We start from the raw sequence: 18,091 nt of genomic DNA on the forward strand, positions 1-18,091 counted from the left end.
GTCAGGGCCGGCGCCGCCGCCCGGGATCCGGCGAGCACCGGCCGCGACGTGCGCGCGCGCCAAGGCACACGGCCGGGTGCACGACCGGGTGCACGGCGCGGTACACGACGTCCACGACGGTCGCGTTCACCCGCCCTCAGACCTGGAACCGGGCCATCGCGCCATGCAGCCGCTGCGACTGCTCGTGAAGCTGGGCCGCCGCCGCCGCCACCTGCTCGACCAGCGCGGCATTGCGCTGCGTGGCCGAATCGATCTGGTCGATCGCGCGGTGGGACTGCTCGATGCCGTCGCGCTGCTCGGTGCCGGCATCGGCCATCTCGCTGACCAGGGTCGACGCGCGGGCGATCCGCTCCAGGATCTCGTCCATCGTCTGCCCGGCCTCGCCGACCAGACGCGAGCCGTCGTCCACCGTGCTGCCGGACTCGCTGATCAGGCCCTTGATCTCGCGCGCCGCTGTCGCACTGCGCTGGGCCAGCGCCCGCACCTCGCTGGCGACGACGGCGAAGCCACGCCCGTGCTCGCCCGCCCGTGCCGCCTCGACCGCCGCGTTCAACGCCAGGATGTTGGTCTGGAAGGCGATGCCGTCGATCACGCCGATGATCTCGCTGATGCGGCGCGCGCTGGCATGGATGTCGGCCATGCGCTGCACCACCGAGCCCATGATCTGGCCGCCGCGCCCGGCGACCTCGCGCGTCTGGGCGATCTCGGTGCGTGCCTGTTCGGCGGCCAGGGCGTTGCGGCGCACGGTGTCGGCCAGCTGATTCATCGAGCTGCTGGTCTGGGCCAGGGCGCTCGCCTGGTCCTCGGTGCGGGCCGACAGGTCCTGGTTGCCCCGCGCGATCTCGCTGGAAGCGGCGTTGACGCTGTCCACGCTCTCACGGGCCTGCGCCACCAGATCGCGCAGCTTCTTGCGCATGCCGTTGACCTCGGCCCGCAACCAGGACAGTTCGTCACGCCCGCCCGAATCGACCCGGGTGGCCAGATCGCCGCCCGCGATGCGGATCACGGCATGCACGGTGTCCTCGACCGGGGCCTTGATCGACGCGCGCACGGCCCAACCGCCCGCCAGACCCAGCGCCGCCCCGACCAGGCCGAGGCCGAGCGTCCAGCGCGCCGCGCCCTCGCTGCCCGGCACCGCCGACAGACACCACCAGGCCCAGACCGCACAGGCGGCCAGGGCCGCCGACATCAGCGCGAAGCCGCTCATCACCCGGTTGCACTGGCTGAAGCGCCGCAGGAAATCGACCATGTCCGTCTGCTCCGAAAAAACCGCCATGCCGCCCTTGCGCCGAGCGCGGCGTCCACGCCGGCTGGGCCGGCCGCTGCGAGCGGCAGCGGATCCGAAGGTCCGCCGCCGCGGACAGGCCGCTGCGCACAGGACCCATCCAGGCGGTTTTCGGCCGCCGGGCACCGACCTGCAGCCCGGGTCTCTTCCGGCGACCGTGATGGCTGCCACGCGACGGGCGTCAGTCCCGCGTCAGCGGCCGGCGCAGGCCTGCGGCACCCGCCGCGCGGGCTGTGTGGGGCTTGGCACACTTTGCGCCAAAAGTGGCAGAACGAGGCTGGTACAGGCCCCTCACGCGCTTGCGGCACGGCCCGGTGCCGAGGCTCGGATCTTCCGGAGTTTCCCTAGGCGCCGAGGACACGGGGCTTACCCTGATCGTTCGTCAGGTCTCCTCGGACTGCCGTCACACTGGCACCGCGACATGGCCGGCAGGGACATCCAAGGGCCATCTCGCACGCCGGACCTGGGCATGGAGTTTGCGGTTTAGGTCGCGTCAGGCGGATGGCGGGGGCGGTTCCCCGCCATGACGGTTTTGACCCGCTCGTGGAGCAAGGAGACACCATGACATTGAAGAGCCGTAGGAACGGACGCATGTCCACGCTCGTGGCCGCCACCCTGGTGGCGCTGCCCGGTCTGGCCCTGGCCAATGCCGACCTCGAGAAGCTCATGTCGAACCCGAAGAACTGGGCCTCCCAGGCGGGTGACATGTACAACCAGCGCTACAGCACGCTCAAGCAGATCAACAAGTCCAACGTCGGCAAGATGCAGGTCGCGTGGACCTTCTCCACCGGCGTGCTGCGCGGCCACGAGGGCTCGCCGCTGGTCATCGACGGCACGATGTACCTGCACTCGCCGTTCCCGAACAAGGTGTTCGCGATCGACCTCGAGACGCAGACCATCAAGTGGAAATACGAGCCCAAGCAGGATCCGCAGGTGATCCCGCAGATGTGCTGCGACACGGTCAACCGCGGCCTGGCCTATGCCGAGGGCAAGATCTTCCTGCAGCAGGCCGACTCGATGCTGGTCGCGCTCGACGCGAAGACCGGCAACAAGCTGTGGGACGTCAAGAACGGCGACCCGAAGCTGGGCGCGGTCAACACCAACGCGCCGCACGTCTTCAAGGACAAGGTCATCACCGGCATCTCCGGCGGCGAGTGGGGCGTGCGCGGCTTCCTGGCCGCCTACGACATCAACACCGGCAAGCAGGCCTGGAAGGGCTACTCGGTCGGCCCCGACAGCGAGATCCTGATCGACCCGCAGAAGACCACCACCTGGGCCGACGGCAAGGTCACCCCGGTGGGCCCGGACTCGTCGCTCAAGACCTGGCAGGGCGACCAGTGGAAGATCGGCGGCGGCACCACCTGGGGCTGGTACAGCTACGACAAGGCGCTGAACGCGGTGTTCTACGGCACCGGCAATCCCAGCACCTGGAACCCGTCGCAGCGCCCGGGCGACAACAAGTGGACGATGTCGATCTGGTCGCGTGACGTCGACAGCGGCAAGGTCAACTGGGTCTACCAGATGACGCCGTTCGACGAGTGGGACTTCGACGGCATCAACGAGATGATCCTGGCCGACATCCCGGTCAAGGGCAAGCCGACCAAGGCCCTGGTGCACTTCGACCGCAACGGCTTCGCCTACACGCTGGACCGCACCAACGGCGCGCTGCTGGTGGCCGAGAAGTACGACCCGGCCGTCAACTGGGCCACGCACGTCGACATGAAGAGCGGCCGCCCGCAGGTGGTCTCCAAGTACTCGACCGCGCAGAACGGCGCCGACGTCAACACCAAGGGCATCTGCCCGGCGGCGCTGGGCTCGAAGGACCAGCAGCCGGCCTCGTTCGACCCCGAGACCAAGCTGTTCTACGTGCCGACCAACCACGTCTGCATGGACTACGAGCCGTTCAAGGTCGAGTACACGGCCGGCCAGCCGTACGTGGGCGCGACGCTGTCGATGTACCCGGCGCCCAACAGCCACGGCGGCATGGGCAACTACATCACCTGGGACGCAGGCAGCGGCAAGATCGTGCAGAGCAAGTCCGAGAAGTTCTCGGTCTGGTCCGGCGCGCTCAACACCGCGGGCGGCATCAGCTGCTACGGCACGCTCGAGGGCTACCTGAAGTGCGTCGACAAGAACGACATCAAGAAGGAGCTGTTCAAGTTCAAGACGCCGTCCGGGATCATCGGCAACGTCTTCACCTACGAGCACAAGGGCAAGCAGTACCTGGGCGTGTTCTCGGGCATCGGTGGCTGGGCCGGCATCGGCATGGCCGCCGGTCTGGAGAAGGACCAGGACGGCCTGGGCGCCGTCGGTGGCTACCGTGAGCTGAGCAAGTACACCGAACTCGGTGGCTCGCTGACGGTGTTCGCCCTGCCCAACTGACGTCCTCGACGTCCCGCGGCGGTGACTGCAGCAGCGGTCCCGCCGCCTGAACCGGGGACGCGGTGCGCCGCGCACCGCGTCCATCCGACTCCCCATCCGCATCACGCGGCATTTCCAGGTCCCATCATGCATGTCCGTTGGTTGAACCCTGGCCGTCTCGCGGCCCTCGCCCTCGTCTCCTCAGGATGCACGTTGCTGTCGCTGCTGCCGACGGCGGTGCAGGCCCAGGACAAGCCGCTGTACACCGTCGTCGACGGCTACAAGGTCGATGCCGACACGATGACCGGCTTCCGCACCTGGCGCGCCGCCGCCTGCGACCGCTGCCACGGCGCGAACCAGGAGGGCATGGTCGGCCCCAGCCTGATCAGCAGCCTGAAGGCGATGAGCAAGGACGAGTTCGTCAAGACCGTGCGCGATGGCCGCCTCGACAAGGGCATGCAGAGCTTCGGCACCAGCAAGCAGGTGATGGACAACATCGACAGCCTCTACGCCTACCTCAAGGGTCGCTCCGACGGCGCGATCACCCGCTCCAAGGTCGAACCGATCCGATGACCACACCGCGCAGCGCCGGTGGCCCGCGCCACCGCATCCACACCGTCCTCGCCGCGGCACTCGGGCTGATGCTCGGTGCGGGCCTGGTGACGGCGGCCGGCGCGCAGCCGGCGGCCGCGCCGGCCGAGGCGCGCAGTGCGCTGCGCGTGTGCATGGATCCGAACAACCTGCCGTTCTCCTCGGTCGACGGCCAGGGCATCGAGAACCGCATCGCCGAGATCTTCGGCCGCGCGCTCGGCCTGCCGGTCACCTACTACACCTTCCCCAACCGGATGGCCTTCATCCGCAACACCCTGCGCTACAAGCTGCCGGGTGCGGACTATCCCTGCGACGTGGTGCTGGGCGTGCCGGTGGGCTTCGACCAGGTCGCCGTCACCCGGCCCTACTACCGCTCGACGCACGCGATGGTGTTCGCGCCCGGGCGCGCCGGACTCGACGGCGTGCGCACGCCCGAGGACCTGCTGGCCCTGCCACCGGCCACGCTCAAGGCGCTGCGCATCGGCGTCTATGACCGCTCACCGGCCTCGCAGTGGCTGGTGCGCCACGGCCTGGTCGACAACGGCGTGCCCTACAACATGCTCAGCCCCGACCCGCAGCAGTACCCGGGCGAGATCATCGAGCGCGATCTGGTGGCCGGCCGGATCGACCTGGCCATCGTCTGGGGTCCGATCGGCGGCTACTTCGCCCATCGCGTGAAGGAGCCGCAGCTGCGCGTGCTGCCGATGGCCTCCGAGCCGGGGGTCAAGCTCGACTTCGAGATGGCCATGGGCGTGCGTCACGGCGAGCGTGACTGGAAGCAGCAGATCGAGGGCCTGATCGACAGCCGGCGCGGCGAGATCGAGGCCGTGCTGCGCGACTACCAGGTGCCGCTGCTGCCACTGTCGGCACCGCTGGCCCAGGCCCGGCCATGAGCGTCCTCGTCGATGGACGGGCCGACGCGCACGGCCGAGACCTCACCCACGGCCAGACCGCGTCGTCCCGGCCGCCACACCCCGCTCCACGCCCCGTGCCTCACCCCGTGCAGCCCCCCCGACCACTGAGCCATCCACTGCGGGCCCTGCTGACCGCCGGCTGGCTGATCGTGGCCGCAGGCCTGTCGCCGGCCTGCGCGCAGGCCGCCCCGTCGCAGGAGATCACGCCGGCCGAGCGGGCGCTGTTCCTCGAACCCTCGCTGGGTGGGCTGAAGGCCGGCACTGCGCTGGACTACCGGATGCGGCGCAGCGGCACGCTCGACAGCCCCTTCGACGACGACGCGCGGCTGACGCTGAGCCCCCGCGCCGACCAGGCCTGCTGTGCGGCCCAGGTGCGCTTTCTCAGCGGTGAGCGCACGGTCAAGCTGCCCGACATCGACCTGCCCGAGGCCAACCCCGTGCTGCTGGGCTTTCTCGAGTACGACATCCGCGAGATGGAACGGGCCACCGGCGGCAAGGCCAACTACTTCCGCAAGCGCATCCGCATGGCGCTGGCCGAAGGCCCGGCGCTGCAGCCGGTGACGCTGCGCTGGCAGGGCCGCCCGCTGGCCGGCGTGGCGGTGACGATCACGCCCTATGCCGACGACCCGCTGCGCGCACGCTACGGCAAGCTGGCCGACAAGCGCTACACCTTCTGGCGCGCGGCCGGCCTGCCGGGCCGCCTGGCCGGCGTGCGCACCCAGGTGATCGAAGCCGGCACGACCACACCGCTGGCGACGACCGAGCTGTGGCTGCAGGGCCTGGAGCTGCCGGCGACCACGCCCTGAGCCTGTGTCCGGCCCATCCACCCGGCACCGAAGTCCGGCCGTCCTCCCGTCGTCCATCGCCCGTCCGCCCCCGTCCGCCCGGAAGCCCGAACAGCCGTGAAGCCGTCCATCGCCCCCACCCTCGCCCGCCGATCCACCCGCATCCGCATGAAGTCCGCGCGATGGCCGCAGGGCCTCGCGCTGCGGGTGGCCGCCATGGTCGCCACGCTGGTGCTGTCGGCCTGCGCGGGCGCACCGGGCGCACCGGCTGAATCGGCCACGCGGGCCGAGACCGCCACCGCCACGCCCTACCCGACCGCCGACCGCGTGGTCTTCGTCCAGCAGTGCATGCAGGACCATCGCGGGCCGTACTTCGAGATGGTCAACAAGTGCTCGTGCGCGATCGACACCATCGCGCGCGAGCTGAGCTTCGAGGACTACACGACGCTGAGCACCGAGGCCAACGCACTGACCATCGGCGGCGAGCGTGGCTCGGTGCTGCGCGACAACGAGGCCGTCGGCCCGCACGCCCGCCAGCTGCGCGATCGCATCGCCCGCGCCAAGCAGGGCTGCTTCATCCGATCCTGATCCGGATGCCCGAGCCGTACCGCCCAGTGACCGCCGCATGGCCATGGCCATGCCGCGGACCGTGGCCCGCGTGGCTCCGGCCAGGGCGCTGCGACGTGGCGGGGCCAAGACGAGGGTCTGACCGAGCCTCGGCCTGCCTACCCGCCCACCCCGCGCCCAGCGGGCACAGCGACACGTCTGGCAGCCCTCCGGCGTGTGGCAGGGCCGGCCGTGCGCCGCGCGGAACGCTCGCACGACGCCTGGACGCGGCGGTCGCCTTCCTCGCCCGGGTGCAGGCCCTGGTACGGGCCCTGATGCGGACCCTGGTGCCGGCCCCGGCGATGACCCCGCTGATGGCCCTGGCCTGGGTCCTGGCCCTGATGCCAACGGGCCCGGCCGCCGCCCAGCCGGCGCCCCCCGCCCTCGCCTGGGTCACCAACCAGGGCAGTGACGACGTCTCGGTGCTGGCGCTGACGCCGGGCGAGCCGGTGCGCGAGATCGCCCGCGTGCCGGCCTGCCGCGCGCCGGCCGGCGTGGTGGCGGTGGCCGCCCGCGAGCGGGTCTGGGTCAGCTGCCCGGACGACGGCCGGCTGGCCGAGATCGACATGCGCAGCCGCCAGCGCCTGGCGCTGTGGCCGGGCGGCCAGGGCCCGCTGGGCCTGGATGCCAGCGCCGACGGCCGCTGGCTGCACGTGGTCGACTGGTACGGCCGCCAGCTGCGCAGCCATGACCTGGACCGCCCCGCCGAGCCGCCGCACCTGACCCCGCTGGGCCGCGCGCCGGCCGGTGTCGCCGCCGACGCGGGCGCCACCGCCTGGGTCAGCGAGCGCGACGACGACCGCGTCGCCCTGATCGATGCCGCCCAGGGCCGGGTGCTGGCGCGCGTGGCCGTCGGCCGCCACCCGTTCGCGCTGCTGCGCGATCCGCAGCGCCCGCGCCTGTACGTGCTGAATGTCGAGAGCGACGACCTGAGCGTCATCGACACCACGCGGCGCGAGGTCATCGCCACCCTGCCCACCGGCCGCGCGCCCTACGGTGCCGCGCTGGCCGATGACGGCCGCCTGCTCTACGTGACCAACCAGCACGACGACAGCGTCAGCGTGTTCGACGTGCAGCGCCTGCAGCCGCTGCGGCGGCTGGACGGCTTCGGCTATCCGGAGGGCATCGCCGCCTGGGGCGATGCGGTGCACGTCGTCGAATGGATGGACGAGCGCGTCAGCGTGCTGGACGCCCGCAGCGGCGCGCCGCGCCAGCGGGTGGCCACCGGCCGCAACAGCCGCGGCTTCGGCGCCTTCATCGCCGCGCGACCGGACGCTCCCCTGGTTCCCGAGGCCCGCCCGCCGCGGGCCGACCCACCGACCGCTGCGGCCTGCCCGGCCGCGGCGGCTACCTGCTGATGACGATGACGACACGACGCCCCCCCTGCAGCGCTCCTGACGATCTGGCCGACCGCACCGACCGGGCTTGCCACGACCCTGACCATGGCGCCCACCCGGTCCAGCCGGCCCACCCGCCCCGTTCAGCTGGCGTGCCACCGCGGCGCCGCACCTGGCTGGGCCTGCTGCTGGCAGCCGCCGGCGCCGGCCTGCTCGCCGGCCCGGCCGCCGCCCACGGCCCGACCCGCCAGAAGGTGACCGAGGAGATCACGATCAACGCCCCGGCCGCCCAGGTCTGGGCCCGCATCAAGGACTTCGACGGGCTGAAGACCTGGCACCCGGCCGTGGCCGACAGCCCGGCATCGGCCGGCAACACCGTGGGCTCGGTGCGCTCGATCCAGCTCAAGGGGGGTGGCGCGCTGGAGGAGACGTTGGAGGCCTGGGACGAGGCCCGCATGCGTCTGAGCTACCGGGCAAAGAACGGCGGCGCGCTGCCGGTGACCAACTACACCAGCACGATGACGGTCAAGCCCGACGGCGACGCTCGGGCCATCGTCGAGTGGCGCGGCGCCTTCTACCGCGGCTTCCCGAACAACGACCCGCCGCCGGACCAGAACGACGAGGCCGCGGTGGCCGCCATCACCGGCGTCTACAAGTCCGGCCTGGCTGCGCTCAAGCAGCAGGTCGAGTCCGGCCGCTGAGGGCGCGGCCGTGCGTGCGCGCCCCGCCGCGGCCGCACGACGGCCGGCACCTTGCGCCACGGCGCCGGCGCCGGCACCGGCACCAGCGGACGTGGCCGCAGACCCGGCCACGCTGCCCCGGCGGCGGCTGCTCGGCGGGCTCGGTGCGGCGGGGGCCCTGGGTGCGGCCGCTGTGCTGGGCGGGCTCGGCGCTTGCGCGCAAGCCGGCGTGCCGACCACCGCGACGGCGGACAGCCCGCCGCCCGCGAACCTCAGCGGCCGCGGCGCCAGCGCCCGGACCACGGCGCCCACCACGACCAGGTCCGCGACCAGGCCCACGGACACGGACGCGGCCACACCCGCCCCCTCGCCGGCCCCCGCGGACACACCGGCTCCCGCCGAAGCCCCGGCCGACACCCTGCCCTGGCCCGACCCGCAGCCACTCGGCGACGGCCTGTGGCTGTGGCCGGGCAGCGGCGGCGAGGCCGATGCGCGCAACGGCGGCCGCACCGCCCACGCCGCCTTCATCGTCGGCCCCGACGGCGTGCTGGTGATCGACAGCGGCAGCGCCTGGCGCCACGGCCAGGCCCTGCTGCAGGCGGTGCGCCGCACCACCGACCGACCGCTGCGCGGCCTGTGGCTGAGCCAGGCGCGGCAGGAGTTCGTCTTCGGCGCCGCCGCGCTGCAGGACGCCGGTGTGCCGGTGCTGATGGGCCGCCGCGCCGCCCGTCTGATGGCCGCCCGCTGCGAGGGCTGCCTGCGCGCCCTGCGGCGCGAGGCCGGGCCCTGGTGGATGGCCGGCACCCGCGTGGTGCGGCCGGACCGGCTGCTCGACGACGAGCCGGGCCAGCAGGCCAGCACCGGCCTGCCCGACATCGGCCGCCCCCTGCGCCTGCTGCGCCTGGGCCATGCCAGTGCGCCCGGCGATCTGGTGCTGCACGACCCGGCAAGCGGCTGGCTGCTGGCCGGCGGCGTGGTCGAGCACCGCCGCATCCCCGACATCCAGGACGCCGATCTGGCCGGTTGGCAGACGGCCTTGCAAGACCTGCTGCGGCGCAGCGAAAGCGGCGGCGGCGGCGGTGGCGGCAGCGACATCGGCACGGAGCGCATCCGGGCCATCGTGCCCGCCCACGGCCCGCCGGGCCCCGCCGCGCCGATGCTGCGCGCCCAGCAGGACTACCTGAGCGCGCTCGACGCCCGGGCCCGCGCCCTGGCCCGCGACGGCGTGGCCCTCAGCGCCGTGGCCGATGCCGCCACGCTGGCCGGGCAGGCCGACTGGGACCAGGTCGACACCATCCACCGGCGCAACGCGTCCATCCTCCTCCTGCGCCACGAGCGCGCCCTGCTGCGGGAGTGAGCCCATGCCGAACAGGACCCGACCCACCCCGACACCCGCACGCCCGGACGCCGATGGCGCCACGGACATCGTCCGTGCCGGTGGCGCCGTCCGTGATGCCAACGCCGTCAGTGCCGTCAGTGCCGTCAGTGCCGTCGGTGCTGTCAGTGCCGTCAGCGCCGTCAGTGCCGTCAACGCCGTCGGTGCTGTCGGTACCGCCGGCACCTTCAGCGCCACCCGTCGCCACTGGCTGCTGCGCGCCGCCGCCGGCATGCCGCTCGTCGCCGGCGCAGCGGCCCGTGCCGCCCCCGGTGGCCTGCCGAGTGCCGCCCACGGCGACGGCTCGCCGGAATGGGAGCGGCTGCGCGCGCGCCTGTTCGGCGACCGGCGGCCGGACGCCGGCAGCGGCCTGATCCGCCTGCAGGCCCCGCTGCGGGCGGCCTATGGCGCCTCGGTGCCCATCACGCTGCGTACGCCGCTGCGCCAGCACGACGAGCCCTGGGTGCGGCGGCTGTGGCTGCTGGTCGACAAGAACCCCTCGCCACTGGCGGCCACGCTGACGCTGACACGCGCCCTCGGCCAGGCCGACTTCGAGACCCGGCTGCGGGTCGACGAATACGGCCATGTGCGCGTGGTGGCCGAACTGTCCGACGGCAGCCTGCACACCGATTCGCGCTACGTGAAGACCTCGGGCGGCTGCTCGGCGCCACCCAACCGTGAATCTCCGGAGACGATCGGCCGCACCACGCTGCGGCTGACCGCGCCCTGGCAGCCCGGCGGGCTCAATGCCGCCGAGGTCACGGTGCTGCATCCCAACGACACCGGCTTCGAGCTCAACCAGCAGACGGTGATGTACATCCCGCCGTGGTTCGTGCGCCGCATCCGCGTGCTGCAGGACGGCCGCCCGCTGTTCGACAGCGAGCAGGACTTCTCGTGCAGCGAGAACCCGGGCTGGCGCTTCCACTTCCACGACACCGGCGGCGCGCTGCAGGCCGAGGTCGAGGACACCAAGGATCAGCGTCATGCAGGCCGCCTGGCGCTGGCTTGAGGCGCGGGTCGCCCGCGCGATGAGCGCGGCCCGCCGGGCTGTCGGTGTCGGCGTCGGTGTCGGCGTCGGTGCCAGCGTTGGCTCCGGCTTCGGTGCCAGCGTCGGCATCACGCTGGCCGCCCGCCTGACCTCCGCCCGGCCCGCGATGATCGCCCTGACCACCCTGACGGCCCTGACAGGTGCTGCGGCCGGCACCGCCCATGCCGGCCTGCCCGCCGTCTACGCACCGCTGGTGATCGAGGGCGAGCGCAGCGCCGACGGCCAGACCCTGGCCTTCGACCTGCGACCGGCCTTCGCCGCGGCCAGGGCCCGGGGCCTGCCCCGGCTCTACGTCTACCTCGGTGCCGACACCTGCCCGTTCTGCCGCCGCTACGAGGCCTTCCTCGCGCGCGAGGCGACGGCGCTGCGGCCGCACTTCGCGCACGAATGGCTGATGGTCGACCTGAGGAGCAGCCTGAGCATCCGCGGTGACCGCCTGCTGCTGCGCCTGGACGACGGCCCCTGGCGGCCCTTCGTCGAGTTCAACCGCGCGCTCGGCGACGAGCGCACCCGCGGCCTCGTCTATCCCAACGTCTGGCTGCTGGACGGGGCCAGCCGCCGGCCACTGATGCAGATGCCGGCAGGCACCGGCACCTTCGAGACGGTCGACGAGCAACTGGAGATCCTGCGGTTGGAGCCCTGATGCGGCACGGCGCGGCGCCGGCCGGCGCATCGGCCGCACAGCGCAGGCTCAGGTTTGGCGGCCGACGACCGAAACAAGGTCCATGACCGCTGACGGGAGCAGGCCCCTGCCGCCTTGCGCCTGCACCATGAGTACCGACGTTCCCTCCGCCGCGCGCGACCTGTCCTCCCCCCTTTTCCTGAGCAGGATCCGCGCCCAGGCCACGGCCCTGGGCCAACGCGGCGCCCTGGCGCTGCTCGGCCTGGGCCTGGGCCTGCCGGCCATGACCGCGCTGCTGGCCGCCGGCCACCCGTACTGGGCGCTGTCGGCCGCGATGCTCACCGGCGCCAGCCTGCCCGGCCTGTGGGCGGCCTTCGCCCGTCTGCGGTCCCCGGCCACGGCCGCTACCGCGCCGGCCGTCGAGTGCCCGCCGCTGGGCCACATGCGCCGCCTCGACGAGGAGATGCTGCGGCAGCTGGCCCGCGCCATCGATCTGTCCGAGACCTCCGCCCTGCAGCTGATCGAGCGGGTGACCGGCCTGAGGGGCGCCTCCTCACGCCTGATGGCCTACCTGCACAGCGCGCAGAGCCACAGCACCCAGATGCAGAGCGAGATCGAACGCAGCGGCAGCATCGTCGGCGAACTTGCACACTTCGTGCAGCAACTGCCGCAGCAGATCGCCGACGAGCGTCAGCACATCGGGCATCTGGTGCAGGAGGTGCGCCAGTTGTCGGGCATCACCGAAACCATCCGCGGCATGGCGCGCCAGACCGAGATCCTGGCGATGAACGCCGCCGTGGCCGCGGCCCGTGCCGGCGAGGCCGGCCGCGGCTTCGCCGTGCTCGCCGGCGAGGTCCGCCGCCTGGCGCTGCAGTCCAACGAGGCCGCGCGCGAGATCGAACAGCACATCGGCCGGCTGGTCGAGACGGTGCAGGCGCGCAGCAGCGGCGACGCCGCGGCCCGCCTGCAGCACAACGAGACCGAGGCCTCGCGGCTGCTGACGCTGACCCGGCGGCTCGACGAGGGCTACCTGGACATGCGGCAGTTCTACGGCATGCTGCTGACGGCGATCACCGAGCACAACACCGCGCTGAACTCCGGCATCACCGAGCTGCTGGACACCGCGCAGTACCAGGACATCTTCAGACAGATCGTCGACCGCCTGGCGCCGACGATGCGCGAGCGGCAGGACGTGCTGAACGATCTGGTCGAACGCCTGCGCCAGGGCGAGCCGGGCGTGCTCGACACCCACGAGGGTGCGCAGGCGCTGGTCGAGCGCTATGTCGCCTCCGAGGCCCGCCACCGCGACCCGGATGCCACCTGCGACGCACAGCCCGGAGAGCCGGCGCGCCGCATCGAACTGTTCTGAGTCCCGGACATGCCCCACATCCTGCTGATCGACGACGACGCGCTGCTGCGCGACACCCTGCACCAGCTGCTGGCCCTCGACGGCCACCAGGTGACCGAGGCGGCGGACGGCCACCTGGGGCTGGAGCGCCTGCTCAAGGGCCAGCGCTTCGATCTCGTGATCACCGACATGCTGATGCCGGCGATGGACGGTGCCCAGGTCATCACCGAGGTGCGACGGCGCTGGCCGCAGCTGCCGGTGATCGCGATCTCGGGCGGCCGGCGCGCGATCTCGCCCCAGTTCAACCTGGACACGGCCCAGCTGGTGGGTGCGACCTGCATGCTGGGCAAACCCTTCGGCCGAGCGGCTCTGCAGCAGGCGGTGCGCACGGCACTCGGCGGCTGAAGCAGGCCGCACACCATCGGTGACAATGGATCGGTTCGGCCTTCTGCACTGCCCCGGCCTGCCGGACCTTCGCCGCTGGTGCACCCTGCTGAAAGTCCGTCCATGTCCGACACGCCTGCCCGACAGCTCCATGCGCTGATCCTGCGCGAACGGCCCGCCCTGCTGCAGGCCTGGCAGGCCCGTCTGCAGACCGGCGAGCAGGGGCACGGCGAGGCCCTGCGCCAGGAGATGGAGGAGTTGCTGGCCGCACTCGCCGCCTGGCTGGAGACGGTGGGGAGCGGCGGCGACGGCGTGCAGGGCACGGCACTCGACCGCGTGCTGTCGGAGGCCAGCCAGCTGCGGGCCGTCCGCGGCCAGAGCCCGGAGAGCTCGATCCGTTTCGTGCAGGGGCTCAAGGACGTGCTGCTGGGCCAGCTCGGCCTGGACAGCGGCGCCGCGGTGCTGCTGCTGCAGCTGATGGACCGCTGCGTCACCACGCTGGTCAGCCAGTTCGTCGCCACCCGCGAGGACGTGATCCGCAGCCAGGCCCAGTCCCTGCTGGACATGTCGACCCCGGTGATCACGCTGTGGGATTCGATCCTGCTGCTGCCGCTGGTCGGGGTGGTGGATTCGGTGCGCGCGGTGCAGATCGCCGAGCGCCTGCTCGAGACCATCGGCCGCACCGAGGCCGAGGTGACCCTGATCGACGTCACCGGCGTGCCGGTGATGGACACCAGCGTCGCGCGCCACCTGCTGCGCACGGTGGCCGCAGCCGGCATGCTGGGCACCCGCGTGATCCTGACCGGCATCAGCCCCAGCACGGCGCAGACCATGGTCAAGCTGGGCATCGACATGAGCGGTGTGCCCACGCGCGGGACGCTGAAGGCCGGCGTCGCACTGGCCCTGCAGTACACCGGGCGGCGGCTCGACCACGCGGTGCGGGGGAGCTGAGGCCATGCGGGTGCCGATGCTGCGGCTCGACCGCGAGACCCTGATCGTGCCGCTGAACGCGGAGATCGGTGACGAGGAGGTGCTCGAGTTCCAGGGCGAGCTGACCGAACGGGTCAGCCGGGATCAGGTCAGCGGCGTCGTGATCGACGTCTCGGCGCTGGATCTGGTGGACTCCTACATGGCCCGGGTCCTCAATGACACCACCCGCATGCTGCGCCTGCTGGGCGCCGTCGCGGTGGTCTGCGGCGTGCGTCCGGCGGTGGCGCTGACCCTGGTCGAGATGGGGCGCGATCTGGTCGACGTGCCGACCGCCTTCAACCTGGAGCGGGCGATCGCCCGCCTGCAGCAGCTGCGTCGACACGCCGATGCGGCACTTCCCGGCGCGGAGGTGTCCGATGATGACGAACAGCCATCGCGTTGAGCTGCACGGCAGCCCGGATCTGCTGCGGGCACGCACGCTGGCCCGCCAGCTGGCCAGTGCCGCCGGTCTCGGCGTGATGGACCAGACCCGCTTCGCCACCGCCGTCTCCGAGCTGTGCCGCAATGCGCTCACGCATGCCCACGATGGCGTGTGCACGCTCGACGAGCGATCGGACGCCGGGCTGATCGTGCTGCAGGTGACGGTCGAGGATCGCGGACCGGGCATCGCCGACGTGGCCCGGGCGCTGGAGGACGGCTATTCGTCCAGCGGCAGCCTGGGCGTGGGCCTGCCCGGCACGCGCCGGCTGATGGACCACTTCGAGCTGCACTCCGACACCGGCGGCACCCACGTCTGCGCCCAGATGCGCCGCCGTCGGCGCATGGCCTGAGGCGCACCATGCCCCTGGAGCGGCCCCATCCCCAGGATCTGCGACTGCGCGTACGCCGCGAGTCGGACGTGCCGCACGCCGTCGCGGCCGCCCGGACCTTCGCGCTGCAGCAGGGCGCCGGCACCGTGCTCGCGGCGACGCTGGCCACCGTCGCCTCGGAGCTGGCGAACAATCTGTGGATGCATGCCACCGTCGGCGGTGAGCTGCTGCTGCGGCTGTGCGAGCAGCCCCGGCGGCAGCTGGAGCTGTGGTCGCTCGACCAGGGGCCGGGGATCGCCGACATCGCGCTGGCCCTGCAGGAAGGCTACAGCACGGCCGGCGGGCTCGGCTGCGGCCTGCCGGGCGCGCAGCGCCTGACGGACGAGTTCGAGATCCTGTCCACGCCCGGTGCGGGCACACGCATCCGGGTCGCCCTGAACCTGCCCCGGCCCCCGGCTGAGCCGCCGCTGCGCGGCAGCCGCCATGGCTAGCCTGCGCTGCGGCCGCAGCGCGATGGCCGCGCCAGGCGAGCACGCCTGCGGCGACCGGACCGGCTGCTGGCACGACCGGCACGGTGGCACCTGGCTGGCGATCATCGACGGCCTGGGCCACGGTCCGCTGGCCGCCCTGGCCGCGGACACCGCGCTGGCGGCGCTGGCACCGGCCATCACCGACGCACGCGCCGGTCCGCCGCAGCCCCGGCAGCTGCTGGAGGACCTGCACGGTCCGCTGGCCGGCACCCGGGGCGCGGCGATCGGCCTGGCCTGCGTCCGTGGTGACCAGCTGCACCATGCCGGCATCGGCAACACGCGTGCGGGCGTGCTGCGCGACGGCCGGCTGCACGGGCTGCCCTCGGCCTACGGCATCGTCGGCGCGCCGACACCGGTCCGTGGCCACGCGATGCCGCCCGTCGGCACGCCGGCCTTCACGCTGTGCGCGGGCGACTGGCTCCTGCTGTACAGCGACGGCCTGCCGGAGCGGCTGCCGCTGCCGGTGGTGCCGGCCGCCTGGCGCCAGGATCCGCTGCGGCTGTGCGAGCACCTGCTGGCCACCGCGCGCCAGCCGCGGGATGACGCCGCCGTGATCGCGGCCTGGGTGGAGGCGGTGTGAACGGCCACCGCCGGGCTCAAGTCGGCCCGCCGGCGCGCCGATAGCTCCGGGCATCGGCCCCGGCACAGGGGCCGTCAGCCCCATGCCCGCCTGCGTCGACGACCTGATCTCCGAGTACCGGGACCTGCTGGTGCGCTACATCCGCGCCGGCAACGATTTCGACCGCGAGGACGTGCTGCTGGCGGTGGACCGGCTCGCCCGGCGCCTGCCGCGGCAGACGTCGATGGACGACTCGCTGGCCATCCACACCGCGGCCAAGCGCCGTCTGGCGGCCGACTGGTCGAACGCCCCGGCCGGCAGCCCCGAGCGCGCCGGCTGGCTGAGCCTGGCCCGGGGCGACGTGATGCCGATGATGCTGGCGCTGATCCTGCCCCAGCAGCTGGCCGAGCACCAGCAGGCCGAGCGCCGCTGGCAGGCCGAACACGCCCGGCTGGCCGCGGTCTTCGAGCAGACCGAGGATCTGGTGCTGATGTTCGACGCGGCGGGCCGGATCGACTACCTGAATCCGGCCTTCACCCGCGCGACCGGCTGGAACCTGCAGACGGCCCGCGCCGGCACCGCGGCGGTCTGGCGGGTCCCGCTGCCGGCCCAGGGCACGCACCATGTGGAGATCGACCAGCCACGGCTGGATGGCAGCTGCTTTCCCGCCGCCTGGTCCGTCTCGCCGGTACACGACGGCGACGGCCAGCTGCTCAACCACGTGGCGATCGGCCGCGACATCGGTGACCAGCGCCAGCTCGAGGAGGCGCTGCGCCAGAACGACCGGCTGCGCGCGGTGGCCACCCTGGCCGCCGGCATCTCGCACGACTTCAACAACCTGCTGGGCTCGATCCAGGGCCTGACCGAGCTGTGCCAGGCGCTGACACCCGCGGACGCACCGCTGGCCCGTCACCTCGGCGGCATCCACGGTGCGACGCTGCGCGCGGCGGAGCTGGTCAGCCAGATGCTCAGCTTCGCCCGCGAACGGGCGCCGCGGCGCGAGGTCTTCGACGCCGCGGCCTGGCTGCAGGACCTGGTGCCCCTGCTGGGCGCCGCCCTGCCGCGTCAGGTGCGGCTGGTGCTCAGCACCGCGCCGGGACTGACGCTGCATGGCGACCGCGGCATGCTCGAACAGGTGGTGCTCAACCTGGTGAAGAACGGCGGCTACGCGATGCGTGAACGCGGCGGCGAGCTGCGGCTGGCACTCGTCGGACAGACCGGTGCCGACGGTCGGCCGCGGACCTGCCTGTGGGTGCAGGACCAGGGAGAAGGCATCCCGCCCGAGCTGCTGCCACGCATCTTCGATCCCTTCTTCACCACCAAGCCCGTGGGCGCCGGCACCGGCCTGGGCCTGTCGGCCGCGCACGGCATCGTGCGCCAGCATCAGGGCGAGCTGACGGTGCACGCCACGTCACCGGCGGGCAGCACCTTCGTGCTGAGCCTGCCGGCGCAGGCCGAGGACCCGCCGACGGCCGTCGATGACCGCCATCCAGCCACCCTCGCAGCCCCCGCGTCCGCCGCGTCCGCCGTGAGGGACGCGGCGGAAGGCGGTCCGCCGGGCGCCCGGGCGCTCGCCTCCGGGATCCCGGCCGTGCGCGTGGCCAGCTGGTACGAGGTCGATGGCGACGACCGCATCGTGGCCGTCTCGCCGGACTGGGATGCGTTCGCGCTGGCCAATGCAGGCGCGGCCTGCACCGCCGTCCAGGTCATCGGCCGCACGGTGCCGGAGATCGTCGAGGGCGAAGACAACCGCCAGCACCTGCGCGCCCTGGTGGCGCAGGTGCGGCATGGCGACGGCCCCTGCCGGCTGGTCTACCGCTGCGACAGCCCGACCGAGAAGCGCCGGGTCGAAATGGTGCTGCGGTCGGTGGGCGCCGGCCACGTGCGCATCGAACACCTCCAGCTCGCCCCCGGGCGCTGAGCCGGC

Annotated in this window: 19 protein-coding genes; 18 read left to right on the plus strand and 1 reads right to left on the minus strand. The window is 72.8% G+C overall.

Features of this window, described 5'->3' with window-relative positions; genetic code table 11:
- Window positions 1–136 precede the first annotated feature (136 nt).
- A complete protein-coding gene (locus AACH11_RS04255; protein WP_341372950.1) occupies window positions 137–1,249 on the minus strand; it encodes a methyl-accepting chemotaxis protein in 1,113 nt (370 codons plus the stop codon).
- Window positions 1,250–1,876: 627 nt separating this feature from the next.
- Between AACH11_RS04255 and AACH11_RS04260 the strand changes: the two genes are divergently transcribed.
- The 18 genes from AACH11_RS04260 (at window position 1,877) to AACH11_RS04345 (ending at window position 18,085) form a co-directional block, all read left to right on the plus strand.
- The gene (locus AACH11_RS04260) at window positions 1,877–3,667 is read left to right on the plus strand and encodes a methanol/ethanol family PQQ-dependent dehydrogenase (RefSeq protein ID WP_341372951.1); all 1,791 of its coding nucleotides are present in this window, start codon (window positions 1,877–1,879) and stop codon (window positions 3,665–3,667) included.
- 126 nt (window positions 3,668–3,793) lie between these two features.
- Entirely contained in the window at window positions 3,794–4,219 is a 426-nt protein-coding gene (locus AACH11_RS04265; RefSeq protein WP_423228688.1) for a c-type cytochrome, read from the plus strand.
- Window positions 4,216–5,130, plus strand: coding sequence for a quinoprotein dehydrogenase-associated putative ABC transporter substrate-binding protein (locus AACH11_RS04270; RefSeq protein ID WP_341372953.1), 915 nt, complete (start codon window positions 4,216–4,218; stop codon window positions 5,128–5,130). Before AACH11_RS04265 ends, AACH11_RS04270 begins: the two co-directional genes overlap by 4 nt.
- A 95-nt stretch (window positions 5,131–5,225) precedes the next feature.
- Window positions 5,226–5,957, plus strand: coding sequence for a hypothetical protein (locus AACH11_RS04275; protein WP_341372954.1), 732 nt, complete (start codon window positions 5,226–5,228; stop codon window positions 5,955–5,957).
- 147 nt (window positions 5,958–6,104) lie between these two features.
- A complete protein-coding gene (locus AACH11_RS04280; protein WP_341372955.1) occupies window positions 6,105–6,524 on the plus strand; it encodes a hypothetical protein in 420 nt (139 codons plus the stop codon).
- Window positions 6,525–6,844: 320 nt separating this feature from the next.
- A complete protein-coding gene (locus AACH11_RS04285; protein ID WP_341372956.1) occupies window positions 6,845–7,900 on the plus strand; it encodes a YncE family protein in 1,056 nt (351 codons plus the stop codon).
- A gap of 5 nt (window positions 7,901–7,905) precedes the next feature.
- A complete protein-coding gene (locus tag AACH11_RS04290) occupies window positions 7,906–8,580 on the plus strand; it encodes an SRPBCC family protein (RefSeq protein WP_341372957.1) in 675 nt (224 codons plus the stop codon).
- A gap of 91 nt (window positions 8,581–8,671) precedes the next feature.
- Window positions 8,672–9,916 (plus strand): MBL fold metallo-hydrolase, encoded by a 1,245-nt coding sequence (locus tag AACH11_RS04295; protein WP_341372958.1) that lies wholly within the window; start codon window positions 8,672–8,674, stop codon window positions 9,914–9,916.
- Window positions 9,917–9,920: 4 nt separating this feature from the next.
- Entirely contained in the window at window positions 9,921–10,943 is a 1,023-nt protein-coding gene (locus AACH11_RS04300; protein ID WP_341372959.1) for a quinoprotein dehydrogenase-associated SoxYZ-like carrier, read from the plus strand.
- Window positions 10,918–11,625, plus strand: coding sequence for a thioredoxin family protein (locus AACH11_RS04305; RefSeq protein WP_341372960.1), 708 nt, complete (start codon window positions 10,918–10,920; stop codon window positions 11,623–11,625). Before AACH11_RS04300 ends, AACH11_RS04305 begins: the two co-directional genes overlap by 26 nt.
- 127 nt (window positions 11,626–11,752) lie before the next feature.
- Window positions 11,753–12,973, plus strand: a complete 1,221-nt coding sequence (locus AACH11_RS04310; protein WP_341372961.1) for a methyl-accepting chemotaxis protein — start codon at window positions 11,753–11,755, stop codon at window positions 12,971–12,973.
- Window positions 12,974–12,982: 9 nt separating this feature from the next.
- Window positions 12,983–13,357: a response regulator gene (locus tag AACH11_RS04315; RefSeq protein ID WP_341372962.1), complete on the plus strand. Its 375-nt coding sequence runs from the start codon at window positions 12,983–12,985 to the stop codon at window positions 13,355–13,357.
- A 102-nt stretch (window positions 13,358–13,459) separates the two neighbouring features.
- Window positions 13,460–14,287, plus strand: coding sequence for an STAS domain-containing protein (locus AACH11_RS04320; protein WP_341372963.1), 828 nt, complete (start codon window positions 13,460–13,462; stop codon window positions 14,285–14,287).
- Window positions 14,288–14,291: 4 nt separating this feature from the next.
- Window positions 14,292–14,708 carry an STAS domain-containing protein gene (locus AACH11_RS04325; protein ID WP_341372964.1) on the plus strand — a complete coding sequence of 139 codons (417 nt, stop codon included), beginning with the start codon at window positions 14,292–14,294 and terminating at the stop codon, window positions 14,706–14,708.
- Window positions 14,686–15,096, plus strand: coding sequence for an anti-sigma regulatory factor (locus tag AACH11_RS04330; RefSeq protein WP_341372965.1), 411 nt, complete (start codon window positions 14,686–14,688; stop codon window positions 15,094–15,096). The genes AACH11_RS04325 and AACH11_RS04330 overlap by 23 nt, the downstream gene beginning before the upstream one ends.
- A gap of 8 nt (window positions 15,097–15,104) precedes the next feature.
- Window positions 15,105–15,566, plus strand: coding sequence for an ATP-binding protein (locus AACH11_RS04335; protein WP_341372966.1), 462 nt, complete (start codon window positions 15,105–15,107; stop codon window positions 15,564–15,566).
- The gene (locus tag AACH11_RS04340) at window positions 15,559–16,185 is read left to right on the plus strand and encodes a SpoIIE family protein phosphatase (RefSeq protein WP_341372967.1); all 627 of its coding nucleotides are present in this window, start codon (window positions 15,559–15,561) and stop codon (window positions 16,183–16,185) included. The genes AACH11_RS04335 and AACH11_RS04340 overlap by 8 nt, the downstream gene beginning before the upstream one ends.
- An 82-nt stretch (window positions 16,186–16,267) precedes the next feature.
- The gene (locus AACH11_RS04345) at window positions 16,268–18,085 is read left to right on the plus strand and encodes a two-component system sensor histidine kinase NtrB (RefSeq protein WP_341372968.1); all 1,818 of its coding nucleotides are present in this window, start codon (window positions 16,268–16,270) and stop codon (window positions 18,083–18,085) included.
- Window positions 18,086–18,091 lie beyond the last annotated feature (6 nt).

It is taken from the genome of Pseudaquabacterium rugosum (assembly GCF_038066575.1).
Taxonomy (GTDB): domain Bacteria; phylum Pseudomonadota; class Gammaproteobacteria; order Burkholderiales; family Burkholderiaceae_C; genus Pseudaquabacterium; species Pseudaquabacterium rugosum.